A 23,966-nucleotide genomic window follows, 5' to 3' on the forward strand; every position below is an offset into this window, starting at 1 on the left:
GCCATGATGTACTTTGCCATCGATCTTCCTGACCCTGCAGTTCCAGCGCAGATCGCACAGCAACTGCAGGCCTTGTGCGCGGAAGCGGCGGTGGCGAATGGCGGCCAGCCCTTGCATTTGCTGGCGCTGCTCGACGGCGCCTGCGATGAGGAGTTTTTCACCAAGCGTTACCCGAGCCGTTTGCGGCGCCAGTCGCTGTATGCGTATACCTCGCTGCAAAACTTCAAGAGCGCCGCACCGCATTTAATGGCTGCGCCATCGGCAAGCCGCGAGCAGGCCGAGTGGCTGCAGCGCCTGTTTTCGCTGTGTGCAGGCAAGCCCATGCTCAGCATCATCGCCAGCACGCTCGATATCGACCAGCTGGAGCAGCATCTGCGCCCCTATTTGATTGCCATCACGCCAGATACCGTCGAATGGCCCGTGCGCTGGGCCGATAGCCGCACATTGCCGGCCTTGCTGGCAGCCTTGACTGAAACGCAGTCCGCGCATTTGCTGAGCCCCATCTACCACTGGTGGTCGCTGCAGCGCGATGGTTCGTTGATCAGTTGGCAGGGCGAGGCGCAGCCCAGTCCCGTCCCTGCGGAGTTTGATAAATTCCCCCTCGGCGACGCCGCCTTCGCCGCCCTGGTGGATAGCGCCGAAGCCGACGCCATCCTTGCCAATCTGCATGATGTGCAGCCGGACCTGTTTCACTCCGGCACTCCGGCCCAGTGCCACGCGCGCGTGGCGCGTCATTTACTTGTAGCAAACGCCAGCGGCATCGAGGCGGCGGGCCAGCGTCAGCATTTCAGCGCCCTGGCCTTGATGCTGGCCGATGATTTCACCTTGCATCCTGCGATGGCCAGCCTGTTGCGGCGCACGCGCCAGGGGGCGAATTACCTGTCCGAGCTCGACACGCTGCCCGACGATTTCTGGCAGGCGCGCTCGGCTGCCTAGCCTTGTTCATTCAACTGCTTACTTTGATAAAAGGAAAATCATGAAATGGATTATGTATCTTGGCACTGCCTTGCTGTTGAGCGGCTGCGCCCTCAAGGCCAGGCAGGTTGAGCAAGCTGGCCCAAGTCCTACCGCGACAGCGCAGGTGGGTATTGTGAATCATACCGGGAATTTCATTTACTCCGCGTCGGTGGATGGGGCTGGAGGTGCGGATATGGCCAGATGGGGGGCGGGGGGAGCAGAAATCTGTTGCGCCTCTATCCCGAGAGTGTGGTATCCGGGAATGATGGTTCGGGTGCGGTGGGATATGCCGGATGGACTAAAACATATTATTAAAGAAAAAATGGTGGAAGTGGAAAAATACGATGAGCCTGGCGATATCTATATGCATTTCTTCCCCAATGATAAGGTGAGGGTTGTCGTGTCAAATGCTGGAGGGGGGGCAAAAACTCATCCTATTCTTCACTCCGGAAAACCTGCCAATATTCCTTGATAGGATGATCGATAAAATTTCTATTTCTGGACCGCTTCCGAGCACTTTTTCTTGAAGCATCCACGTGTGGACAGTCCCCTATTTTCTATTGCCGTATATGGCAGTAAAGTAGAAAAACAACGTAGCATTTTTGCAAGGTGAAAACCATGAAATGGATTATGTATCTTGGCACTGTCTTGCTGCTGAGCGGTTGTGCCTTCAAGGCCAGGCAGGTTGAGCAAGCCGGCCCAAGCCCTACCGCGACGGCGCAGGTGGGTATTGTGAACCATACGGGGAATTTTATTTACTCCGCATCGGTGGATGGGGCAGGAGGGGGGGAATATGGATAAATGGGGGGCGGGAGGTGCGAATATTTGCTGTACATCAATCCCGAGAGTATGGCATCCAGGAATGAACGTCATGGTACGATGGGATATGCCTGAAGGGCATACGCATATTGTTAAAGAAAAAGTAGTGGGAGTTGAAAAATATGATAGACCCGGAGATATTTATATGCACTTTTTTGAGAATGATGAGGTGAGGGTTGTTGTATCGAATGATGCAGGGTATGGAAAAGATCACCCGATTCAACACACGGGTAAACCATCACTTAAAAAATGATTTATTATGATTAATGTTCCGCCTTTCAAAGCTCCCGTTCCTGTCGATATATTCTTAAAGCCAGGCACGAGTGAACAGTCAAAAATCGCTCAAGTTGTATGCAGCGCGGCATCAGACGCACCATGCAGCATAGCTGTACATGTGGGACTATTTTTTGACGGCACGAACAATAATTTGGAACGGGATCGCAACGGCTTGCGTACCGGTGTAATTGATGAAAAAACGAAAGTCCCCATTGCCATTGCGAAAATTCCACTCAAACCGGAAGATGCCAGTCACAGTAATGTGGCGCGCCTTTTTTTAACATATCCAAATGACAAGCAACAGAGTGGATATTTTTCAAACTATATTCCAGGCGTAGGGACTCCGTTCAAAGAAATCGGAGAGCTAACCGAATCGGATGAAGGCAAGGCATTTGCCAAAGGCGGGCAACCCCGGATTATATGGGGCTTGCTGCAAGTCGTGAATGCAGTTCATCGGACTATTAGCGGAAAGTTATTGTACGAATCAGATGAAGCTGGCCGACTTGCCCGCATCTATGATAATGCCGTAGGCCACAAAAAGGTGCCGCATCCCTCAACCGGCAGGGAGCGCTTCATGACTCACTCGGACTGGTTCGCTGAGCATATTGAAAAACTAAGGGAGGCGATGGCGGCACGGCCCAAGCCGCATATCCCATCGCTGACCCTGTCCGTGTTCGGTTTTTCGCGGGGCGCCGCCGAGGCGGTAGCGTTTTGCCAGCTGTTTGCCGATTTGCTCACGCCACGCGAAGGTGAGGTGCAGAAGTTTGCCGGGATCCCTGCCAGCATCGATTTTCTTGGCGTCTTTGATACGGTGGCAACCGTGGGCAGTTCGGGGTCGGTGGCGAAAACCACGATCGCGCCTGGTGCGATGTTCGATGGCCATTGGGCCTGGGCCAATGAATTGCTCAAGCCGCTACCTCGCTGCGTCCATGCAGGTCTGCATTACATTGCCACGCATGAGCAGCGCATGAATTTTCCCGTTACGCGCCTGGAAGGGAATATCAAGGAAATATATTTTCCTGGCGTGCACTCCGACGTGGGAGGTGGTTATGGTCCGGGGGAGCAGGGAAAGGGGCGCGGCGGACAAGCAGCCTTGTTGTCGCAGATTCCGCTGGCGCACATGTTCAAGGAGGCGCGCCTCAAAGGCGTGCCTTTGAAACCTTTCAGTGAATTGGATGTAACGGTACAAGATGACTTCCAGGTCAGTCAAGAGCTTGCCAGCGCCTGGGAAGCATACACCACCGAGCTGGCCAAGCAAGGTGATTTGCTGAGCAAGCACATGGAGCTGTATTACCGCTGGCGCGCCGTGCGCGTCAAGACCCTGGAGGCCACAGCCAGCTTCAAGGCGGCCAATGCGCAAGAGCGGGAGGATCTGGGTTCCTACAACCGCTTGCTGGCAGGCGATCTGGAAGCGCTGCGCGCGCGCAAAGCTTTCCTTCATGGCGATGAGGGGCAACCGTTCAGCGCCCGGGACATTGCGCGCATCAATCACTGGCAATACTATCGCGCCCAAAATCACATCTCCTTGGATGATTGGGAAGCATGGGCGCTCGACATATTCGATCACCCCAAACCGCTGCCGCCTGAAGTGATGCGTTTTTTTGACGACTATGTACACGATTCCCTGGCCGGCTTTTATATGGCAGGCGAAGTGACGGAATACGACAAGCGGGCCAGGATCGCCTCGTTCGCCGATAAACCGCCTAAAGACGGCTTTTATAAACGCGTATATGAGCTCAGCCGAAAGACGGAAGCCGCGCAACTGAAACAGAAGAATGGCGAAGCATTGACGCCGGAAGAGGAAGCACTGGTCAAGGAAGCGCAGTATGGCACTCCCTATCCGATCCGTACGGATGCCGACAGCGCCGACATGCGTAGCAGGCTGATCACCACGCAAACCTATACGCGGCGCGAGGGTGGCGGCTATATCTTGCGCCGAGGCTATTACCCGCAAAGCGGTTTCTTCCGGAAAAGCGTGCACGAGAAGGAGCTGCAACGCATGCCGACGGCCGGCATCGAGGCGAAAGAAGCACCCGAAGAATTTGTGTGGAGCGAAAACTTAACACAGGATATTGCGCAAGCCAAAGCCGATGAAGAGATTTACCTGGCGCAGCAGCGCTATGCAACGCGGATCGAGGCGCTCGCATAGAGCGTGATTTCAGCGCGGCTGGAGCCGGGTAGATTCATTTGGCGATTTTATAGATAGCGATGACATCATGACGACGTTGCTCAAGCACCATTGCTGGCGAGTCCTCTTGCTGGCCGCATGTTTACCCGGCGTCGCCATGGCCGCGAGCATTCAGGCGCTGAATTATTCTTCGCGCGAAGTCGATTACATCGCGGTTGAAAATCCTGGCAATATCAACAGCGGCGGCGGTGGCGATTCGATCCGTCCATACGGGCAGGGCGGATCGATATGCTGTTTCACCGTGCCGGAAAAGTGGCATGCGGATTTGAAGGTGGTGGTGGTCTATCAGTTGTCCCCGGACCCGACCTTTCATCGCGAGACGGTCAGTGTTCCACAGTATCCGGATGGGAAGTCGGGCGATATCTGGCTGATCGTCTATGAAGATGGCAGCGTGGGAGCCGTGGTGTCGCTTTACGGACCGAGCCGACCGGAGTGGCCGGGAAAAATCAAGGGGTATCCGGTGCCGACGAAGGAGTATCGGGATGAGCGTCGTAAAGATAAACTAAAGAGAGAGAGAAATACGCTCGATTTTTTGGAAAAAAGATTGCAGCGTGATTTTTATACTCTGTCAGATGAAAAGATAAAAGAAAAAAAAGAAATTATTGAATTTCAAAAAAAAGTTGTCCAAAGTTTAGATGGGAATGTGCGATGACAGATTTTTTGGCCGAAAGCTATTCTGTAGATAAAAATGATCCATCTGACAAGGAACGTTTTTTTGATGAAATTAATGAAATGGATGAAATTATAGGATTTATGAAGAAGCGTGAGTGCCCACTTCCCGGCTTCCCTCCCCCATGTGATGTCAATCTGTTTTTCGGCTTCTTCTTCGATGGCACCAACAATAAATGAAACGGGATGTGCCGTTTCATTCGCACAGCAACGTGGCGCGCTTGTATCGTGCATTTTCAGGTGATAAAGACACGCATGGCAGTGACGCCAAGCTATGCAAACTGGATACGCAACTGAACGTTAGTAAGGGCGTCAAGGCACGCGCTCTGAGTCTTGGCATTGATGCATAGGGATGAAACCATGAATACCTTACTCAAGAGCCAACTATGGCGAGGGCTTTTGCTGGCCGTATGCTTACCCGGCGTCGCCATGGCCGCGAGCATTCAGGCTCTGAATTATTCTTCGCGCGAAGTCGATTACATCGCGGTTGAAAATCCGGGCAATACCAACAGCGGCGGCGGTGGCGATTCGATCCGTCCATACGGGCAGGGCGGATCGATATGCTGTTTCACCGTGCCGGAAAAGTGGCATGCGGATTTGAAGGTGGTGGTGGTCTATCAGTTGTCCCCGGACCCAACCTTTCATCGCGAGACGGTCAGTGTTCCACCGTATCCGGATGGGAAGGGAGGTGATATCTGGCTGATCGTCTATGAAGATGGCAGCGTGGGAGCCGTGGTGTCGCTTTACGGACCGAGCCGACCGGAGTGGCCGGGGAAAATCAAGGGGTATCCGGTGCCGACGAAGGAGTATCGGGATGAACGCCGCAAGGAAAAAATAAAAAGAGAAAAGGCTGTTCTACATTCTATGGAGAATGCATTAGATGGCGATGTGAGTGACCTAACTCCTGTAGAGTTGATGAGATTGAAGGGGGCAATTGAATATAGTAAAAAGCTTATTAATATTCTTGAGGAAAATGATAAATGACTGCTTTTTTAGTTGATATTTGTCCAGCTATAAAAAATGATCCTCCTGATTTCATTGTTTTTTTTTGGCGCGAAAAATGAAAAACCAATTCTTGGTGATTTTGCAAAGGATCGTGAATGCCCATTTCCCGGCTTCCCTCCCCCATGTGATGTCAATCTGTTTTTCGGCTTCTTCTTCGATGGCACCAACAATAAATGAAACGGGATGTGCCGTTTCATTCGCACAGCAACGTGGCGCGCTTGTATCGTGCATTTTCAGGTGATAAAGACACGCATGGCAGTGACGCCAAGCTATGCAAACTGGATACGCAACTGAACGTTAGTAAGGGCGTCAAGGCACGCGCTCTGAGTCTTGGCATTGATACATAGGGGGAAACCATGAGTGCGTTACTCAAGAGCCAACTATGGCGAGGGCTTTTGTTGGCCGTATGCTTACCCGGCGTCGCCATGGCCGCGAGCATTCAGGCGCTGAATTATTCTTCGCGCGAAGTCGATTACATCGCGGTTGAAAATCCGGGCAATACCAACAGCGGCGGCGGTGGCGATTCGATCCGTCCATACGGGCAGGGCGGGTCGATATGCTGTTTCACCGTGCCGGAAAAGTGGCATGCGGATTTGAAGGTGGTGGTGGTCTATCAGTTGTCCCCGGACCCGACCTTTCATCGCGAGACGGTCAGTGTTCCACAGTATCCGGATGGGAAGGCGGGCGATATCTGGCTGATCGTCTATGAAGATGGCAGCGTGGGAGCCGTGGTGTCGCATTACGGACCGAGCCGACCGGAGTGGCCGGGGAAAATCAAGGGGTATCCGGTGCCGACGAAGGAGTATCGGGATGAGCGTCGTAAGCAGAAATTGAAGAGAGAAAAAGCTAGCTTACTTACGGTGGAAAGAGGACTGTTGCTTAGAGGGAATTCTTTGCCAGATGAGAAGGTAAAGGAGATTCAGGAAATCATTGAGTTTCAGAAAAAAGTCATCCAAAGCTTGGAAGGAAATCCATGATTGCTTTTTTAGCCAAAAGCTATTCTGTAGATAAAAATGATCCATCTGATAAAGACCGTTTTTTTGACGGAATAGATGAAATGGATAAAATTATAAAATTCATGAAGGCGCGTGAGTGTCCACTTCCAGGTTTCCCTCCGCCATGTGATGTCAATCTGTTTTTCGGTTTCTTCTTCGACGGTACCAACAATAATATGGAGCGGGATGTGGCGTTTCACTCGCACAGCAACGTGGCGCGCTTGTATCGTGCATTTTCCGGCGGTAAAGATACGCATGGCAGTGACGCCAGGCTATGCAAACTGGATACGCAACTGACCGTTAGCAATGGCGCCAAGGCACGCGCTCTGAGTCTTGGCATTGATACATAGGGGGAAACCATGAGTGCGTTACTCAAGAGACAACTATTGCGAGGTCTTTTGCTGGCCGCATGCTTACCCGGCGTCGCCATGGCCGCGAGCATTCAGGCGCTGAATTATTCTTCGCGAGAAGTCGATTACATCGCGGTTGAAAATCCTGGCAATACCAACAGCGGCGGCGGTGGCGATTCGATCCGTCCATACGGGCAGGGCGGATCGATATGCTGTTTCAGCGTGCCGGAAAAGTGGCATGCGGATTTGAAGGTGGTGGTGGTCTATCAGTTGTCCCCGGACCCAACCTTTCATCGCGAGACGGTCAGTGTTCCACCGTATCCGGATGGGAAGGGAGATGATATCTGGCTGATCGTCTATGAAGATGGCAGCGTGGGAGCCGTGGTGTCGCATTACGGACCGAGCCGACCGGAGTGGCCGGGGAAAATCAAGGGGTATCCGGTGCCGACGAAGGAGTATCGGGATGAGCGTCGCAGACAAAAATTGAAGAGGGAAAAAGCGACCTTACTTACGTTGGAAAGGGTGTTGTTACGTGACATCAATATTTTGTCAGTTGAAGATATAAAGGAGACTCAAGAAATTATTGAATTCCAAAGAAAACTCATCCAAAGTCTGGAAGGAAAACCATGACTGCTTTTTTAGCTGAAAGCTATTCTGTTGATAAAACTGATCCATCTGACAAAGACCGTTTTTTTGACGGAACTGGTGAGATGAAAGAAATTGTGAAATTTTTCAAAGCTCGTGAATGCCCACTTCCAGGCTTCCCTCCGCCATGTGATGTCAATCTATTTTTCGGTTTCTTCTTCGACGGCACCAACAATAATATGGAGCGGGATGTGGCGTTTCACTCGCACAGCAACGTGGCGCGCTTGTATCGTGCATTTTCCGGCGGTAAAGATACGCATGGCAGTGACGCCAGGCTATGCAAACTGGATACGCAACTTACCGTTAGCAATGGCGCCAAGGCACGCGCTCTGAGTCTTGGCATTGATACATAGGGGGAAACCATGAGTGCGTTACTCAAGAGGCAACTATTGCGAGGCCTTTTGCTGGCCGCATGCTTACCCGGCGTCGTCATGGCCGCGAGCATCCAGGTGCTGAATTATTCTTCGCGCGAAGTCAACTACATCGCGGTTGAAAATCCGGGCAATACCAACAGCGGCGGCGGTGGCGATTCGATCGATCCATATGGGCAGGGGGGCACGATATGCTGTTTCAGCGTGCCGGAAAAGTGGCATGCGGAGTTGAATGTGGTGGTGGCCTATCAGTTTTACCCGGACCCGACCCTGCATCGCGAGACGGTCAGCATCCCGCCGTATCCGAATGGGAAGGCCGGTGATATCTGGCTGATCGTCTACGAAGATGGCAGCGTGGGAGCCGTTGTGTCGCATTACGGACCGAGCTTGCCGGAGTGGCCGGGGAAAATCAAGGGGTATCCGGTAGCGACGAAGGAGTATCGGACACAGCGTCGTAAAGCAAAAATAGAATTGGAAAAAAAATGGTTAGATACTATGGAAAAAGGATTGGCACGTAATAGTAATAAGATGACGGTCACTGAAATTGATGAATTAAAGGATGTAATTGAGTATAAGAAGAAACTCATTCAGAGCCTTGAGGGAATGCATCCATGACTGCATTTTTGGCCACTATTTATTCTGCTGAGAAAAATGAACCAGCAGATTCAGCTAAATTTTTTGATGATGAGATAGAACTGAAAATATTGGGTGATTTAGTCAAAAAAAGGGAATGTCCGGCCCCAGGATTTCCCCCCTCATGCGATGCGAATCTGTTCTTTGGCTTCTTCTTCGACGGCACCAACAATAATATGAAGCGGGATGTACCGCTTCATTCGCACAGCAACGTGGCGCGCTTGTATCGTGCATTTCCCGGGGGCAAAGACACGCATGGCAGCGAGGCGTGGCCGGACTTGGAGACAAAATATCACAAGAGTTACTTTCGCACCTACGTTCCGGGAGTGGGCACGCGTTTCGACGAGGTTGGCGATACGGGAGAGGGATTTAGCGCTCTCACCAGCGACCGGGCGCGCGGCCTGGCCTTTGCCTACAAGGGAGAAAATCGCATCATCTGGGCATTGGTGGAAGCATTGAATAATGTGCACAGATATTATACCGATGCTCCCCTGGTGGATGACAAGACGTTTAAACAGGACTTCAATACGCTCAGTTTGCCCAGCAAAGTGCAGCCTTCACAGGCGCTGGTGAACGCTTTCACGCAGGCCTTGCAAAAGTTGCACAGCAATTTGCGGCCGTTTGTGCCAACCGATGCGCCGGCGAAAAGCGTCAATAAAGGCAAGGTGCTCAATATCTTCGTGTCGATGTTCGGTTTCTCGCGTGGCGCAGCCGAAGCGCGCTCGTTTGCCAACTGGTTCATCTGGTTATGCAAGCTCGATGCGCAACTGACCGTTAGCAAGGGCGTCAAGGCTCGCCAGTTAAGTATTGGCACTATCGAGGTGACCTTCGACTTCATGGGCCTGTTCGATACCGTCGCTTCGGTTGGCTTGGCGGCTTCAGTACCCCTCCCGAACAGGATGGTGGATGGACATGGTGGCTGGGCCGACGCCGAAGTGTCGCTCAGAATACCTACGTCACCGGGGCCAAGCAAGTGCCTGCATCTGGTGTCGGCGCATGAAGTGCGCCGGTCTTTTCCCTTGGACTCCGTTGCTCACTTGGGCAATATTCCCCCTAATTGTATGGAAATTGTTTTTCCTGGTGTTCATTCGGACATCGGAGGCGGCTATCTGCCGCAAGAACAAGGGCGCGGTACAGATCCAAGTGGCGGCGATTTGATGTCGCGCATTACGTTGGCCACGATGTACCGGGCTGCCCGCCTGGCCGGGGTGCCGCTGAAGCTGGAAGAGGCCAGTGAAGCGACGAAGCGGGCCTTTCGCATCAATCCGCGGACTATAACCACCTTCAATGCGTATATCGGCTTTTGCCATGCGCAGCAAGGCGCTGAACCCTCATTGCGGCTACATAGAATCATGGAATTCCAGCATATGCTGTACATACAGTGGCGCAAGAAAATGCTAGGCAAGATGGGAAATTTACCGAATGTCAAGAATTTGGCAACAAGCTATAAAAGCGGGAAATTTGATTTTACTGATCTCACGATGGCGGACAAAGAGCTGGAAGAAGAGGTTGCGAGCTTTGAAAAATGGCGCGCCGGTCAGCGGACGACCAGCAGCAGAGGGCGGCCCCGTAATCCCGAATGGGAACCTATCGCTGAATTTTGGGATAAGCCGGTACCACCCGTCGAAGTAAGCAACTTTTTTGAGCAGTTCGTGCATGACTCGCGCGCGTGGTTCAAACCGCTGGGGAAAGACATTCCCGACTTGTGGTACGCGCTGGAATTGCTTGTGGCGCAGGAAGAGCGAGCCCGTGACTGGGAGAGCGGTCCGGAGGCAGACCCTGGGAAGCTCAATCCCTATAATTTGAGCACGAAGGAAAAAGAGCAATTGCTGCGATACAAAGCTGTCAAAGGCACCGAAAATGAAATGGATGCGATCGAACCGGACAAGGGCGGACGCGAGAGTAAACTCATGGGAGGTGGCTATTTGCGTTTCCGGTCAATTTACATGGGATCGGATACCTTCAAGCCGTCGGGCGCTCAGTATGCGGGCATGCTACCTGTTTTGCACAAGGAACAGCGCGGTATCGCGATGGCCCATCACAGATCTGCCGATGCGGTGGAGCAGGCGAAGACGGCGTAAGTCAAGCTAGGTCATTGAGCTAGCCGTGCGCCCCCGGCGGAGTTTGATAAATTCCCCCTCAGCGACGCCGCCTTCGCCGCCCTGGTGGATAGCGCCGAAGCCGACGCCATCCTTGCCAATCTGCATGATGTGTAGTCGGACCTGTTTCATTCCGACACTCCGGCCGAGTGCCACGCGCGCGTGGCGCGTCATTTGCTTATGGCAAACGCCAGCGGCATCGAGGCGGCGGGCCAGCGTCAGCATTTCAGCGCCCTGGCCTTGATGCTGGCCGATGATTTCACCTTGCATCCTGCGATGGCCAGCCTGTTGCGGCGCACGCGCCAGGGGTGAATTACCTGTCCGAGCTCGACACGCTGCCCGACGATTTCTGGCAGGCGCAGCTCGGCTGCCTAGCCTTGTTCCTTCAACTGCCTATTTTTATAAAAGGAAAATCATGAAATGGATTATGTATCTTGGCACGGCCTTGCTGCTGAGCGGCTGCGCGTTTAAGGCCAGGCAGGCTGAGCAAGCTGGCCCAAGTCCTACCGCGACAGCGCAGGTGGGTATTGTGAATCATACCGGGAATTTCATTTACTCCGCGTCGGTGGATGGGGCCGGAGGTGCGGATATGGCCAGATGGGGGGCCGGGGGAGCAGAAATCTGTTGCGCCTCTATCCCGAGAGTGTGGTATCCGGGAATGATGGTTCGGGTGCGGTGGGATATGCCGGATGGACTAAAACATATTATTAAAGAAAAAATGGTGGAATTGGAGAAATATGATAGGCCAGGAGATATCTATATGCATTTTTTCCCCAATGACGAGGTGAGAGTGGTTGTGTCAAATGTGGACGGCCATAGTAAAAATCATCCTATTTTTCATTCCGGAAAACCTGCCCATCTTCCTTGATAGGATAATCGATAAAATTTCCATTTCTGGACCGCTTCCGAGCACTTTTTCTTGAAGCATCCACGTGTGGACAGTCCCCTATTTTCTATTGCCGTATATGGCAGTAAAGTAGAAAAACAACGTAGCATTTTTTATAAGGTGAAAACCATGAAATGGATTATGTATCTTGGCACCGTCTTGCTGCTGAGCGGCTGCGCCATCAAGGCCAGGCAGGTTGAGCAAGTCGGCCCAAGTCCGACCGCGACGGCGCAGGTGGGTATCGTGAATCATACGGGCGAATTTATTTACTCCGCGTCGGTGGATGGGGCCGGAGGAGGGAATATGGCCAGATGGGGGGCGGGGCTTGCCAATATTTGCTGCACATCCATTCCTCGAGTGTGGTATCCGGGAATGATGGTGCTGGTGCGGTGGGATATGCCGGATGGACTAAAACATATTATTAAAGAAAAAATGGTGGAAGTGGAAAAATACGATGAGCCTGGCGATATCTATATGCATTTCTTCCCCAATGATAAGGTGAGGGTTGTCGTGTCAAATGCTGGAGGGGGTGCAAAAACTCATCCTATTCTTCACTCCGGAAAACCTGCCAATCTTCCTTGATAAGATGATCGATAAAATTTCCATTTCTGGACCGCTTCCGAGCAATTTTTCTTGAAGCATCCACGTGTTGATAGTCCCTTATTTTCTATTGCCGTATATGGTAGTAAAGTAGAAAAACCACGTAGCATTTTTTGCAAGGTGAAAATCATGAAATGGATTATGTATCTTGGCACTGTCTTGCTGCTGAGCGGTTGCGCCCTCAAGGCCAGGCAGGTTGAGCAAGCCGGCCAAAGTCCTACCGCGACGGCGCAGGTGGGTATTGTCAATCATACGGGGAAGTATATTTATTCCGCATCGGTGGATGGGGCGGGAGGGGGGAATATGGCCAGATGGGGGGCGGGACTTGCCAATATTTGCTGCGCATCCATTCCTCGTGTGTGGCATCCGGGTATGAAAGTCCTGGTGCGGTGGAATATGCCTGAGGGGCATACCGACGTTGTCAAAGAAAAAATGGTGGAAGTGGAAAAATATGATAGACCAGGAGATATTTATATGCATTTTTTTGAGAATGACGAGGTGAGAGTGGTTGTGTCCAATGCTGGAGGGCCTAGCAAAATTCATCCTATTCTTCACTCCGAAAAACCTGCCAATCTTCCTTGATAAGATGATCGATAAAATTCCATTTCTGGACCGCTTCCGAGCACTTTTTCTTGAAGCATCCACGTGTGGATAGTCCCCTATTTTCTATTGCCGTATATGACAGTAAAGTAGAAAAACCACGTAGCATTTTTTGCAAGGTGAAAATCATGAAATGGATGATTTATCTTGGCACTGCCTTGCTGCTAAGCGGCTGTGCGTTCAAGGCCAGGCAGGTTGAGCAAGCCGGGCCAAGTCCTACCGCGACGGCGCAGGTGGGTATTGTCAATCATACGGGAAAATATATTTATTCCGCGTCGGTGGATGGGGCGGGAGGTGCCAATATGGCCAGATGGGGAGCGGGAGGACCTGAAGTTTGCTGTGCCTCCATTCCGAGAGCGTGGTATCCGGGAATGATGGTGCTGGTGCGGTGGGATATGCCGGAGGGACTAAAACATATTATTAAAGAAAAAATGGTGGAAGTGGAAAAATACGATGAAACGGGAAGTATCTTTATCCATTTTTTTCCAAACGATGAAGTTCGGGTTGTGGTTTCAATTTATCCCGGTTATAGCACTGCTCATCCGATACGCCACTATGGGAAACCAAAGGATCCCAATTCTTAGACACGGATGGTGGGCTGATCTTTCGATGCAAAGGCTGCGCGTGTATCGGTTCCTGATGTGAGATCAAGGAAGAGATATCCTGGTCCGATGGAGACGTTTGGATACGGAGCGGCACCAGCGAGGCTGGCGCCGATCGGGGATCAGCCGATGAAGGAATCGAACTGCATGTCGAATTCCTGCAGCGCCTTCTGTGCATTTTGCATTTTCTTGCGGAACTCGGGGCCCCGCTGCAGGGCCAGGCCCACGGCCAGCACGTCGATCACCACCAGATAGGCCAGACGGGCGGAAATCGGGGTGTAGGGGTCGGTGTTGAAGACCAGGTCGATCGGGATCAGCACGGTTGCCAGGTCGGCCAGCGGCGTGCCCGATGGGGCCAGCACGACGACGTCGGCGCCGCCGCGGCGCGCCAGTTTCACGGAGCGGACCAGGGCGGGGCTGTTGCCGCGCTGCGAGATGGCCACCAGGCAGTCGCCGCCGCGCAGCAGGGCCGCGGCGATGCTGTGGATGTTCGGATCGCTGTAGGCCACCGTCGGCACGCCCGAGCGGAAGAACTTGTGCTGCGCGTCGGCCGCCACGATGCCCGATGTGCCCTGGCCATAGAATTCGATCTTGCTGGCGCGCGACAGGATGTCGAGCGCGCGCTGGATCGCTTCCGGGTTCAGGTTGTTGCGCAGGTCGAGCAGGGTGTTGATCGAGCGGCTGCAGATTTTATTCACCAGGTCGGCCGCCAGGTCGTCCTGCGCCGGCTGCTCGTTCGCGCCCGGCATGGCCAGGGCCAGCCCCTGCGCCAGCTTCAGCTTGAATTCATGCCAGCCGTCATAGCCCAGGGTGCGGCAAAAGCGCACCACGGTCGGTTCCGACACCTGCGCGCTTTTCGCCAGTGCAGTGATGTTCTGGCTGACTGTCTGGTTAGGCTGGTCAAGCACGGCCAGCGCGACCTTCTTCTCCGACTTGGAGAGCGAATCGAGCTGGGTGCGGATGGAATCAAGCAGCATCAGGGTAGTCTTCTGGTAGGTGTTCAGGAGTGTAGGGATAATAGGTAAAAGGCCTGCCCATCTGCGGGCAGGCCCTGTTTTGCCTGTTAATCCTCGGGTAATGCCTCTTCACGCCACTGCAAGCCATCGCGGCCGATCAGGGCGCTGGCGGCCGCGGGGCCCCAGGTGCCGGCCGTGTATGGAATCGGCGCGCTGTCGTTCTGTTCCCAGTTGTCGAGAATCGGTTCGACCCATTCCCAGGCCGCTTCCAGTTCGTCGCCGCGCATGAACAGGGTCAGCTGGCCGCGCAGGACGTCGAGCAGCAAACGCTCGTAGGCGTCCATGCGCGGGGTCTTGAACGACTCGCGGAAGTCGAGTTCCAGTTCCGCCGGTTTCAGGCGCATGCCGTCGCCCGGGGTTTTCGCCATCAAATTCATGCGCAAGCCTTCGTCCGGCTGCAAACGGATCACCAGGCAGTTCGGCTGGAAGCTCGACGTGGGCTGGTTGAAGATCGAGTGCGGGATCTGCTTGAAGCGCACGACGATCTCGGCCAGGCTGTCGGCCATGCGCTTGCCCGTGCGCAGGTAGAACGGCACGCCGGCCCAGCGCCAGGTGTCGATTTCCGCCTTCAGGGCAACGAAGGTTTCGGTGCGCGAATGTTCCGGCGCATCCGGTTCGTCGCGGTAGCTCGGCACGGTGGCGCCGTCGACGTGGCCGGCGCGGTACTGGCCGCGCACGATGTTTTGCGCCAGGGTGGTGGGCGTGAATTTTTTCAGCGAGCGCAGCACTTGCAGCTTTTCATCGCGCACGGCGTCCGGCGCGATCGAGGTCGGCGGTTCCATGGCGACGATGCACAGCAGTTGCAGTAAGTGGTTTTGCAGCATGTCGCGCAGCGCGCCCGAGGTGTCGTAGTAACCCATGCGGTTGCCCACGCCCAGCTTTTCGGCGATGGTGATCTGCACGTCGGAAATCCATTCGCGGCGCCACAGCGGTTCGAACAGGATGTTGCCGAAGCGCAGGGCCAGCAAGTTCTGCACGGTTTCCTTGCCCAGGTAATGGTCGATACGGTAGATCTGCGATTCCTGGAAGACCTTGCCCACTTCGGCATTGATCTGCTTGGCGCTGGCCAGGTCGCGGCCCAACGGCTTTTCCAGCACCACGCGCGAATTCGGCGTCACCAGGCCGTTGTCTTCCAGGTTGTCGCAGATGAGGGCGAACAAATGCGGCGGCGTCGCCAGGTAGTACACGCGCGTCAGGTCGGCATCGCCGCGCAGCGCTTCGACCAGCGGCGCGTACGTGGCCGCATCGCTGGCGTTGAGCGACACATACACGATGCGCGCGCAGAATTTGCTCCAGGTGGCGGCATTCAGGGTGCTGGCCTTGATATGGGGACGCGAGTTGGTCTCTACCATTTTCAGGAAGGCATCCTGGCCGCTGTCCTGGCGGCCCACACAGATGATGCGCGCCGTCGGCGGCAAATCGTTCGCGACGTCGCGCGCATACATTGCAGGCAACAACTTGCGCATTGCTAAATCGCCGCTGCCGCCAAACAGGACCAGGTCAAAATCGGTAAGTGCCATAAGTGAGTGTCGTCGCAAAAGTAAAAGGGCCGGAGCGGGGAGAAAGCCGACCGGAAGTGCCAGTCTGTCGCTACTATAATCGATGGTGTAAATTTACTACGTAGAACAGGCAATTGCAAGAAATTTTACTACATTCCATCCGCTGCCGTCGCCATTTTGCCCGGTATGCCTGCCAGTGCTGCTAGCATGGCCATTATATGCCGTTCGCCGCTGCTGGCGCTGCGCCATGCTTTTCACCTGGCTTTTCAAAGCAACCATGGTTGCCAGGGAAATTTTCGATTCTCTCCGTCATCATTTGCGCTGTAGCAACAAGCAAATCAAGAAATGCTGTCAGGATCGCCGTTGGCAGCGTAAAGTAGCTTTGAAGAAAGTAAAAAACCGTATAATTCAAGCTGGAATCGATAGCAACTATTGGTTGTAAGAAATTGTACGATACACACTGCACCGCTAGCGCCGGCCATGCCCCGAACCCGCCATCCGACGTCCATGCGACGTGCAGTCCGCACTGTCCGCAGCATCAGGGGCAGGCGACTTAACTTTACAAGACGGCTCAAGGGGACACAATGAATTCAATGCAGCAAGATGTCGATGAACGCACCAGCCTGACAGGCAATAACAAATTCGAACTGTTCCTGTTCAAGCTGGGCACCAGTGATCACTCGACCAGCCGCGAACTCTTCGGCATCAATGTGTTCAAAGTCCGTGAAATCATGGAAATGCCGGCCATTACGGCCGTGGCCGGTTCGCACCCGCACATGCTGGGCGTGGTCAACATCCGTGGCCAGATCGTGCCCGTGATCGACTTGCCGATGGCGGTCGGCTGCAAGAGCAATGGTTTGAAGATCCTGATGGTGACCGAATTTGCCCGCTCGACACAGGCGTTTGCCGTGGAAGAGGTCGATGAAATCGTGCGCCTGGAGTGGAATCAGGTGCTGTCGGCCGAGTCGAGCGTCGGCGGCGGCCTCGTCACCAGTATCGCGCGCCTCGATGGCGACACGGACAAGACACGCCTGGCGCAAGTGCTGGACGTGGAGCAAATCCTGCGCAACGTGCTGCCGTCGGGCGACCCGGACGTGGACGAGAACAGCATCGGCCCGCAAGTGCGCTTGCCGGCCGGCGCCGTGATCCTCGCGGCCGACGATTCCTCGCTGGCCCGCTCGCTGATCGAAAAGGGCCTCGAAGCGATGGGCGTGCCTTTCATCATGACCAAGACGGGCAAGGAAGCGTGGGAACGCCTGCAGGCGATCTCGGCCCAGGCGGCGACGGAAGGCAAGACGGCGAAAGACAAGGTCGCGCTGGTGCTGACCGACCTGGAAATGCCGGAAATGGATGGTTTTACCTTGACGCGCAACATCAAGAACGATGGCCGTTTCTCCAACATCCCCGTGGTGATCCACTCGTCGCTGACGGGCTCGACCAACGAAGACCACGTCAAGGGTGTGGGCGCCGATGGTTATGTGGCGAAATTCGTGGCGGCTGAACTGGCCGAGACGATACGCAAGGTATTGTCGCGGTAATTACATGGAGCATCCGTAGGTCGGATTAGCGCAGCGAAGCTGCGCGTAATCCGACGCCACCATGGCCAACACATTGTCGGATTACGCGGGCCTTCGTCCCGCTAATCCGACCTACGCCATAGACATAAAAAAGCGCCGCTACCCGCGAGGGTCCGGCGCTTTTTCTATGCTGGCAAACGACTACGCCTGGTAAGCCGTCTCCGGCTGGCCCGCCACGTCCACGCGCACGGACAGCACGTGGCCCGTCAACGGGTAGTCGGCGATTTCGGCGGCGGAGCGGTTGTGGCTGGCGCTGGTGATGTACAGGGTGCGCAGGTCGGGGCCGCCGAACGTCACCATGGTGGGGCAGCGCACGGGCACGGTAATTTCACCGAGCAGATGGCCATCGGGGGCGAAGCGCAGGATCTTGCCGCCTTCAAACATGGCCGACCAGTAATTGCCTTCGCTGTCGACGGCCGCGCCATCGGGGCGCCCGCCGTAATCAAACGCTTTCTTGTCCATGGAAAAGCGCTGGAACGGTTGCGGCGCGGAAATGGCGCCCGTGGCCGCGTCGAAATCGAAGCGGTCGATGCGATGCGTGGTGGTATCCGAGTGGTACATGGTGCGCTTGTCCGGACTGAAACCCAGGCCGTTCGACACGGTCATGCCGCCCGACCAGACCTTGCGTACTTGTCCCTTTTCCAGCACGAACATCTCTGCCGCATCGGCGCTGCGCGGCTCGAAAATCGTGCCGACCCAGAAACGGCCTGCCGGGTCGACCTTGCCATCGTTGAAGCGCGTGGTGGCCATGTCGAACGGCGCCGGGGCGATTTCCGCCAGGCTGCCCGTTTTTGTATCGAGGTGGGCGAAGCCGCTGCGCAAGGCCACGATCAGGCCGCCGCCGGCGTTGATCGCCAGCGCCGACGGTTCCGTCGGCATGTTCCATTGCTCATGCTTGCCGCTGGCCGGGTGCAAGCGGTGCACGGCGCGGCCATCGATGTCGACCCAGTACAGGGCCGCTTCCTTGCCATGCCATAGCGGGCATTCGCCCACTTGCATGGGCTTGTCGCTGACTACTTTGATTTCGTAAATATTCATCTATCTCTTTTTAATATGCTGCTTTTGCTGCTTTAGCCAAGGCAATCAAGCCATTGGTCGAGCTGTCGTGGTGGTCGGGACGGGCTTCGCCCGTCAGTTCGGCCTGGATTTTCTTGGCCAGCACCTTGCCCAGTTCCACGCCCCACTGATCAAAACTGTTGACGTTCCACAAGACGCCCTGCACGAAGGTCTTGTGTTCGTACAGCGCGATCAGGGCGCCCAGGGTGGTCGGGGTCAACTGGTCCATCAGGATGGTGTTGCTGGGGCGGTTACCGGGGAAGGTCTTGTGCGGTACCACTGCTTCGATCTCGCTTTCCGGCAAGCCTTGCGCCTGCAAATCAAGGCGCACTTCCTCACCCGTCTTGCCCGTCATGAATGCTTCCGACTGGGCGAAGCAATTCGCCAGCAGGGCGTCGTGGTGGCCCGGCAAATCGTGCGTGGCGCGCAGGGCGGCGATGAAATCGATGGGCGTGATGTCCGTGCCCTGGTGCAGCAGCTGGAAATACGCATGCTGCGCATTCGTGCCGCAATCGCCCCAGATGACGGGACCGGTGGGCACATCGACGGGCACGCCGTCCTTGGTGACGCGCTTGCCGTTGCTTTCCATGTCCAGCTGTTGCAAGTAGGCGGCAAAGCGGCTCAAGTCCTGGTGATACGGTGCGATGGAAACGGAGCCGCAATCGAGGAACTGGCGGTTCCAGAAGCCGACCATGGCCAGCACGACGGGCATGTTCTGTTCCAGCGGCGCCTCGCGGAAATGCTGGTCCATCGCATGCGCGCCGGCGAGGAAATCGCTGAAGTATTCAAAGCCGACGGACAGGGCCACGGCCAGGCCGATCGACGACCAGACGGAGTAACGGCCACCGACCCAGTCCCAGAACGGGAACATATTGTCCGGCGAAATGCCGAAGTCGACGATGGCTTGCGTGTTGGTCGAAACGGCCACAAAATGTTGCGCCAGATCCTTTTCTTCGCCTTCGAGCAGGAACCAGGCGCGCGCCGTGTTGGCGTTGAGCATGGTTTCAGCCGTCACAAAAGTTTTCGACGCCACGATGAAGAGCGTTGTTTCCGGATCGACTTTCGACAGGGTCGCTTCCATGTCGTGGCCGTCAACGTTGGAAACGAAGTGCATTTCCAGGCCCGGGTTGGCATACGAGCGCAGCGCCAGGCACGCCATTTTCGGGCCCAGGTCCGAACCGCCGATGCCGATGTTGACGATGTCGCAAATCGGCTTGCCCGTGTAGCCGAGCCAGCTGCCATTGCGCACCTTGTCCGTAAACGCCTTGACGCGTTGCAGCACATCTTGCACGTCGGCATCGATATCCTGGCCATCGACGACCAGCCTGGTGCCGCGTGGCGCGCGCAAGGCCGTATGCAGAACGGCCCGATGTTCGGTAAGATTGATTTTCTCGCCAGTGAACATGGCTTCGCGCTGCGCTTCCACGCCGCGCTCGCGTGCCAGGTCCATCAGCAGCGCCATGGCGGTGGCGTCGACGCGGTTCTTCGAGTAATCGAGCAGCAGGCCGGCCGCATCGACCGTCATGGTCGAGAAACGTGCGGGGTCGGCCGCGAACAGCTGGCGCAGATGCACTTCGCGCAGGCTGGCGCTGTGCGCTTGCAGGGACTGGAAACTGGCGGTGGCGGTGATGGCAGGAGTAGGTGCTGGCTGGCGCATGGCGGTCGGCTTGGGTGCTTGTCTCGGTTGAAAGGAGCGCGGCGCGTTCGTGGTGGCGAACAGCGGATCCGGCATTGGTATGAGAATAATACATCAGAAAAACGTAATTTCACTACAGTTTGTGGTGTGAAGCGGATTTTGTTGTGCTTTTTTTAGCGATTGCCCTCGTGACATATAAGGGCCGTGTTGGCAGGTGCCGATACGCGATATAGCCCAGGTTTGCCTTGATACGCCGCAATCCGTCGCTTATTTGTGTTGTTGGCCCATGCAAGAGTGCTTCTTCTTCACCATTTTGTAGTAAAATTTCACGAAATACTCATTTTTAAGGAAATCCATATGGCGCTGCATCCAGTAGTCGAATCCGTAACAGCGCGCATCATCGCGCGCAGCCGGCCATCGCGCGGCGCCTATCTGGCGCACCTGGATGCGGCCCGCATCCAGGGCGTGCAGCGCGGCGCCCTGTCGTGCACCAACCTGGCGCACGGTTTTGCCGCCTTTCCCGCCAACGACAAGCTGTCGCTGAAGGAATACAAGAAGCCGTCCGTGGCCATCGTGTCGTCGTACAACGACATGCTGTCGGCGCACCAGCCTTTTGAAGGCTTCCCGCAGATCATCAAGCAAGCCGTGCGCGAAGTGGGCGCTGTCGCCCAGTTCGCCGGCGGCGTACCCGCCATGTGCGATGGCGTGACGCAAGGCCAGCCGGGCATGGAACTGTCGCTGTTTTCACGCGACACCATCGCCATGTCGACGGCCGTGGCGCTGTCGCACAATATGTTCGACTCGGCCCTGTACCTGGGCGTGTGCGACAAGATCGTGCCGGGCCTGCTGATCGGCGCGCTGCACTTCGGCCACTTGCCGGCCGTCTTCGTGCCGGCCGGTCCGATGACGTCGGGCCTGTCGAACCAGGAAAAAGCCAAGGTGCGCCAGCTGTATGCGCAAGGCAAGGCCACGCGCGAAGACTTGCTCGAAGGCGAATCGAAAGCCTACCACGGCGCCGGCACCTGTACCTTCTACGGTACGGCGAACAGCAACCAGATGCTGATGGAAGTGATGGGCCTGCACTTGCCGGGCGCCGCCTTCATCACGCCGAACACGCCGCTGCGCGATGCGCTGACCGCCGCCGCCGCCCAGCGCGCCGCCGGCATCACGGCGCAAAGCGCCAGCTACTTGCCAGTCGGCCATATCGTCGACGAGAAATGTATCGTCAACGCCGTCGTGGGCTTGCTGGCCACGGGCGGTTCGACCAACCATACCCTGCACCTCGTGGCGATCGCCAAGGCGGCCGGCATCGTCATCGACTGGAACGATTTCAATGAGTTGTCGGCCATCGTGCCGATGCTCACGCGCATCTACCCGAACGGCGACGCCGACGTGAACCATTTCCACGCGGCCGGCGGCACCGGTTATCTGATCCGCGAACTGCTGGACGCGGGCTTGCTGCACGAAGATGTCAACACCATCCTGGGCCACGGCTTGCGCGCGCATTGCATGGAACCGTTCCTCGGTGAAGATGGCAAGGTCTTCTGGAAAGATGCACCGGCCGCCAGCGCCGATGAGAACGTGCTGCGCCCCGCCTCGAATCCGTTCGCGCCGGACGGCGGCATGGTGCTGGTCGCCGGTAACCTGGGCCGCGCCGTGATGAAGGTCTCGGCCGTCAAGCCGCAGCACCGCACGGTGGAAGCGCCGGCGCTGGTGTTCAATTCACAGGAAGAATTCATGGCCGCCTACAAGGCGGGGTCCCTGGACCGCGACTTCGTTGCCGTGCTGCGCTTCCAGGGCCCGCGCGCCAACGGCATGCCGGAACTGCATGCGCTGACACCCGCGCTGGCCAACCTGCAGGATGCGGGCCGCCATGTGGCGCTGGTCACCGATGGCCGCATGTCGGGCGCGTCGGGCAAGGTGCCGGCCGCCATCCACGTCTCGCCAGAGATTCTCGCCGGCGGCCCGTTGGGCCTCGTGTGCGACGGCGACATCATCCGCCTCGACGCCTTTACCGGCGTACTGGAAGCGCTGGTGCCGGCCGACGTCTGGCATGCGCGTGCGCTGGTTACGGCCGACCTGTCGCCGAACCACGTCGGCATGGGCCGCGAGCTGTTTTCCATGTTCCGTTCCACCGTCAGCGCGGCGGAAGAGGGTGCCACCACCTTCGGCCTGCCGTCGCCGATTCCCACCACCGTCGCCTTGCACGACGCCGACAATGTCGGTGATACCGTGCCGGGTTCCGATGAAGACTTTTTGGCTAGGAAATAAGAGATGACCATGACACTACTGGAAATTATGCGCACCTCGAGCGTGATCCCCGTGATTGCGATCGACGATCCTGAACATGCCGTACCGCTGGCGCGCGCGCTGGTGGCGGGCGGCATCCGCGTGCTGGAAGTAACCCTGCGCACCAAGCACGGCCTGGAAGCGATCCGCGCCATGTCGGAAGTGCCGGGCGCCATCGTCGGCGTCGGCACCCTGACCCGTCCCGAGGAATTCGCGCAGGCACGCGATGCGGGCGCCGTCTTCGGCGTCTCGCCAGGCCTGACGTCGGCCCTGGTGGCGGCGGCGAAAAGCAGTGGCTTGCCCCTGCTGCCAGGCGTGATGACGCCAGGCGAAGTGATGGCGGCGCGTGAAAACGGCTTCCAGCAGCTGAAACTGTTCCCGGCCGTGCCGGCGGGCGGCATCGGCATGCTCAACGCGATTTACGGCCCGCTGCCGGACATCACGTTCTGCCCGACGGGCGGCATCTCGCAAGAGACGGCCTCGCAGTTCCTGGCGTGCAAGAACGTCGCCTGCGTGGGCGGCTCGTGGCTGACGCCGAAAGACGCGATCGCGGCCGGCAACTGGGACCGCATCACGGAAATCGCGAAAGCGGCCAGCGGCCTTCGTTCGGTTTAAGCGGTACCCGCGCGGCAGGCTCTACGCTTGCCGCGCTTTCTTCCTTATTCTTTATGCGAGTCTTGCGCCGCCCCCTCACCATCGGCGAAATCGCCATGGCCCGCAGCGTCTTCCAGGGCGCCATCGACTACGCGCGCGTGCGCGTCGTGCGCGGCTCCTTTCTACCGTTCGGCTTGCAGGACCAGAACACGGCGATGACGCCGCGTGGCAGCCTGTATTTCATGCCGGCCCAGTACCGTGACGATTTTTCCCGCGAAGGCAACAGCGGCAAGCTGTTCTTCATCCACGAGATGGTGCATGTGTGGCAGTACCAGCTTGGCTACAGCGTGCTGCTGCATGGCGTGCTGCTGGCGCTGTGCGGCGGCTACATCCGGCAGCGCGCCTACCGCTACGATGCGCAGGCCGGCGGCGTCCTGTCCGACTTCAACATGGAACAACAGGGCGACATCATCGCCCACTACTTCGGCGCGCGCCAGCTGGGCATTCCCGCCTACGTGGCGAAGCTGCCGCAGCTGCAGGACATCCTGCAAGGCTTCCTGATCAACCCATCCGACCGGCGCCTGCTGCCGCGCTGATTTCACCA

Annotated in this window: 28 protein-coding genes; 22 read left to right on the forward strand and 6 right to left on the reverse strand. The window is 56.4% G+C overall.

Features of this window, described 5'->3' with window-relative positions; translation table 11 throughout:
• Positions 1-3 precede the first annotated feature (3 nt).
• The 7 genes from ACPJXG_RS06160 (at position 4) to ACPJXG_RS06190 (ending at position 5,893) form a co-directional block, all read left to right on the forward strand.
• Positions 4-936: a DUF4123 domain-containing protein gene (locus ACPJXG_RS06160; RefSeq protein ID WP_425253703.1), complete on the forward strand. Its 933-nt coding sequence runs from the start codon at positions 4-6 to the stop codon at positions 934-936.
• A gap of 40 nt (positions 937-976) precedes the next feature.
• The gene (locus ACPJXG_RS06165) at positions 977-1,429 is read left to right on the forward strand and encodes a DUF3304 domain-containing protein (RefSeq protein ID WP_158300203.1); all 453 of its coding nucleotides are present in this window, start codon (positions 977-979) and stop codon (positions 1,427-1,429) included.
• Positions 1,430-1,729: 300 nt separating this feature from the next.
• Positions 1,730-2,029 carry a DUF3304 domain-containing protein gene (locus tag ACPJXG_RS06170; RefSeq protein ID WP_425253704.1) on the forward strand — a complete coding sequence of 100 codons (300 nt, stop codon included), beginning with the start codon at positions 1,730-1,732 and terminating at the stop codon, positions 2,027-2,029.
• Between the two features lie 6 nt (positions 2,030-2,035).
• The gene (locus ACPJXG_RS06175; RefSeq protein ID WP_425253705.1) at positions 2,036-4,201 is read left to right on the forward strand and encodes a phospholipase effector Tle1 domain-containing protein; all 2,166 of its coding nucleotides are present in this window, start codon (positions 2,036-2,038) and stop codon (positions 4,199-4,201) included.
• 67 nt (positions 4,202-4,268) lie between these two features.
• Positions 4,269-4,892: a DUF3304 domain-containing protein gene (locus ACPJXG_RS06180; protein ID WP_425253706.1), complete on the forward strand. Its 624-nt coding sequence runs from the start codon at positions 4,269-4,271 to the stop codon at positions 4,890-4,892.
• Entirely contained in the window at positions 4,889-5,089 is a 201-nt protein-coding gene (locus tag ACPJXG_RS06185) for a hypothetical protein (protein ID WP_425253707.1), read from the forward strand. Before ACPJXG_RS06180 ends, ACPJXG_RS06185 begins: the two co-directional genes overlap by 4 nt.
• A 180-nt stretch (positions 5,090-5,269) precedes the next feature.
• Positions 5,270-5,893, forward strand: coding sequence for a DUF3304 domain-containing protein (locus ACPJXG_RS06190; RefSeq protein WP_425253708.1), 624 nt, complete (start codon positions 5,270-5,272; stop codon positions 5,891-5,893).
• 51 nt (positions 5,894-5,944) lie between these two features.
• Here the strand turns inward: ACPJXG_RS06190 and ACPJXG_RS06195 are convergent, their stop codons facing one another.
• On the reverse strand, positions 5,945-6,145 hold the full coding sequence (locus ACPJXG_RS06195) for a hypothetical protein (protein ID WP_425253709.1): 201 nt from the start codon (positions 6,143-6,145) through the stop codon (positions 5,945-5,947).
• Positions 6,146-6,270: 125 nt separating this feature from the next.
• On the opposite strand from ACPJXG_RS06195, the gene ACPJXG_RS06200 reads away from it, so the two are divergent.
• The 11 genes from ACPJXG_RS06200 (at position 6,271) to ACPJXG_RS06250 (ending at position 13,677) form a co-directional block, all read left to right on the forward strand.
• A complete protein-coding gene (locus ACPJXG_RS06200) occupies positions 6,271-6,891 on the forward strand; it encodes a DUF3304 domain-containing protein (protein WP_425253710.1) in 621 nt (206 codons plus the stop codon).
• Complete coding sequence (locus ACPJXG_RS06205) at positions 6,888-7,259, forward strand: hypothetical protein (RefSeq protein WP_035821294.1); 372 nt, start codon at positions 6,888-6,890, stop codon at positions 7,257-7,259. Before ACPJXG_RS06200 ends, ACPJXG_RS06205 begins: the two co-directional genes overlap by 4 nt.
• 9 nt (positions 7,260-7,268) lie before the next feature.
• Positions 7,269-7,889: a DUF3304 domain-containing protein gene (locus ACPJXG_RS06210; protein ID WP_425253711.1), complete on the forward strand. Its 621-nt coding sequence runs from the start codon at positions 7,269-7,271 to the stop codon at positions 7,887-7,889.
• On the forward strand, positions 7,886-8,257 hold the full coding sequence (locus tag ACPJXG_RS06215) for a hypothetical protein (RefSeq protein ID WP_176391085.1): 372 nt from the start codon (positions 7,886-7,888) through the stop codon (positions 8,255-8,257). Before ACPJXG_RS06210 ends, ACPJXG_RS06215 begins: the two co-directional genes overlap by 4 nt.
• Positions 8,258-8,266: 9 nt before the next feature.
• Positions 8,267-8,890: a DUF3304 domain-containing protein gene (locus tag ACPJXG_RS06220; protein ID WP_176391087.1), complete on the forward strand. Its 624-nt coding sequence runs from the start codon at positions 8,267-8,269 to the stop codon at positions 8,888-8,890.
• A complete protein-coding gene (locus tag ACPJXG_RS06225; protein ID WP_425253712.1) occupies positions 8,887-10,989 on the forward strand; it encodes a T6SS phospholipase effector Tle1-like catalytic domain-containing protein in 2,103 nt (700 codons plus the stop codon). Before ACPJXG_RS06220 ends, ACPJXG_RS06225 begins: the two co-directional genes overlap by 4 nt.
• A 198-nt stretch (positions 10,990-11,187) precedes the next feature.
• A complete protein-coding gene (locus ACPJXG_RS06230) occupies positions 11,188-11,319 on the forward strand; it encodes a hypothetical protein (protein ID WP_425253713.1) in 132 nt (43 codons plus the stop codon).
• 103 nt (positions 11,320-11,422) lie between these two features.
• Positions 11,423-11,875, forward strand: a complete 453-nt coding sequence (locus ACPJXG_RS06235) for a DUF3304 domain-containing protein (RefSeq protein ID WP_425253714.1) — start codon at positions 11,423-11,425, stop codon at positions 11,873-11,875.
• Between the two features lie 51 nt (positions 11,876-11,926).
• Positions 11,927-12,475 carry a DUF3304 domain-containing protein gene (locus ACPJXG_RS06240; RefSeq protein ID WP_425253715.1) on the forward strand — a complete coding sequence of 183 codons (549 nt, stop codon included), beginning with the start codon at positions 11,927-11,929 and terminating at the stop codon, positions 12,473-12,475.
• Between the two features lie 51 nt (positions 12,476-12,526).
• Positions 12,527-13,075 (forward strand): DUF3304 domain-containing protein, encoded by a 549-nt coding sequence (locus ACPJXG_RS06245; RefSeq protein ID WP_152598757.1) that lies wholly within the window; start codon positions 12,527-12,529, stop codon positions 13,073-13,075.
• A 146-nt stretch (positions 13,076-13,221) separates the two neighbouring features.
• On the forward strand, positions 13,222-13,677 hold the full coding sequence (locus tag ACPJXG_RS06250) for a DUF3304 domain-containing protein (protein WP_425253716.1): 456 nt from the start codon (positions 13,222-13,224) through the stop codon (positions 13,675-13,677).
• Between the two features lie 140 nt (positions 13,678-13,817).
• Here the strand turns inward: ACPJXG_RS06250 and ACPJXG_RS06255 are convergent, their stop codons facing one another.
• The 3 genes from ACPJXG_RS06255 to ACPJXG_RS06265 all read right to left on the reverse strand — a co-directional run bounded on the left by ACPJXG_RS06255 (position 13,818) and on the right by ACPJXG_RS06265 (position 16,622).
• Positions 13,818-14,672, reverse strand: a complete 855-nt coding sequence (locus tag ACPJXG_RS06255) for an SIS domain-containing protein (RefSeq protein ID WP_034750862.1) — start codon at positions 14,670-14,672, stop codon at positions 13,818-13,820.
• A gap of 86 nt (positions 14,673-14,758) precedes the next feature.
• On the reverse strand, positions 14,759-16,231 hold the full coding sequence (gene zwf, locus ACPJXG_RS06260) for a glucose-6-phosphate dehydrogenase (RefSeq protein ID WP_034750861.1): 1,473 nt from the start codon (positions 16,229-16,231) through the stop codon (positions 14,759-14,761).
• A 193-nt stretch (positions 16,232-16,424) separates the two neighbouring features.
• Complete coding sequence (locus ACPJXG_RS06265) at positions 16,425-16,622, reverse strand: hypothetical protein (protein ID WP_158300248.1); 198 nt, start codon at positions 16,620-16,622, stop codon at positions 16,425-16,427.
• Positions 16,623-16,794: 172 nt separating this feature from the next.
• Between ACPJXG_RS06265 and ACPJXG_RS06270 the strand changes: the two genes are divergently transcribed.
• Complete coding sequence (locus ACPJXG_RS06270; protein WP_035821285.1) at positions 16,795-17,748, forward strand: chemotaxis protein; 954 nt, start codon at positions 16,795-16,797, stop codon at positions 17,746-17,748.
• Positions 17,749-17,928: 180 nt separating this feature from the next.
• Here the strand turns inward: ACPJXG_RS06270 and ACPJXG_RS06275 are convergent, their stop codons facing one another.
• Both ACPJXG_RS06275 and pgi read right to left on the reverse strand, forming a co-directional pair.
• On the reverse strand, positions 17,929-18,825 hold the full coding sequence (locus ACPJXG_RS06275) for an SMP-30/gluconolactonase/LRE family protein (RefSeq protein WP_425253717.1): 897 nt from the start codon (positions 18,823-18,825) through the stop codon (positions 17,929-17,931).
• 10 nt (positions 18,826-18,835) lie between these two features.
• Positions 18,836-20,500 (reverse strand): glucose-6-phosphate isomerase, encoded by a 1,665-nt coding sequence (pgi, locus tag ACPJXG_RS06280; protein WP_425253718.1) that lies wholly within the window; start codon positions 20,498-20,500, stop codon positions 18,836-18,838.
• A 336-nt stretch (positions 20,501-20,836) separates the two neighbouring features.
• Between pgi and edd the strand changes: the two genes are divergently transcribed.
• The 3 genes from edd (at position 20,837) to ACPJXG_RS06295 (ending at position 23,958) form a co-directional block, all read left to right on the forward strand.
• Positions 20,837-22,750, forward strand: coding sequence for a phosphogluconate dehydratase (edd, locus tag ACPJXG_RS06285; RefSeq protein ID WP_425253719.1), 1,914 nt, complete (start codon positions 20,837-20,839; stop codon positions 22,748-22,750).
• A gap of 3 nt (positions 22,751-22,753) precedes the next feature.
• Positions 22,754-23,383, forward strand: a complete 630-nt coding sequence (gene eda / locus ACPJXG_RS06290) for a bifunctional 4-hydroxy-2-oxoglutarate aldolase/2-dehydro-3-deoxy-phosphogluconate aldolase (RefSeq protein ID WP_035821279.1) — start codon at positions 22,754-22,756, stop codon at positions 23,381-23,383.
• A 62-nt stretch (positions 23,384-23,445) separates the two neighbouring features.
• On the forward strand, positions 23,446-23,958 hold the full coding sequence (locus ACPJXG_RS06295; RefSeq protein ID WP_278316753.1) for a Rhs element Vgr protein: 513 nt from the start codon (positions 23,446-23,448) through the stop codon (positions 23,956-23,958).
• Positions 23,959-23,966: the final 8 nt, after the last annotated feature.

Origin of the sequence: Janthinobacterium sp. NFX145 (genome assembly GCF_049810325.1) — a bacterium.
Lineage (GTDB): Bacteria > Pseudomonadota > Gammaproteobacteria > Burkholderiales > Burkholderiaceae_D > Janthinobacterium > Janthinobacterium rivuli.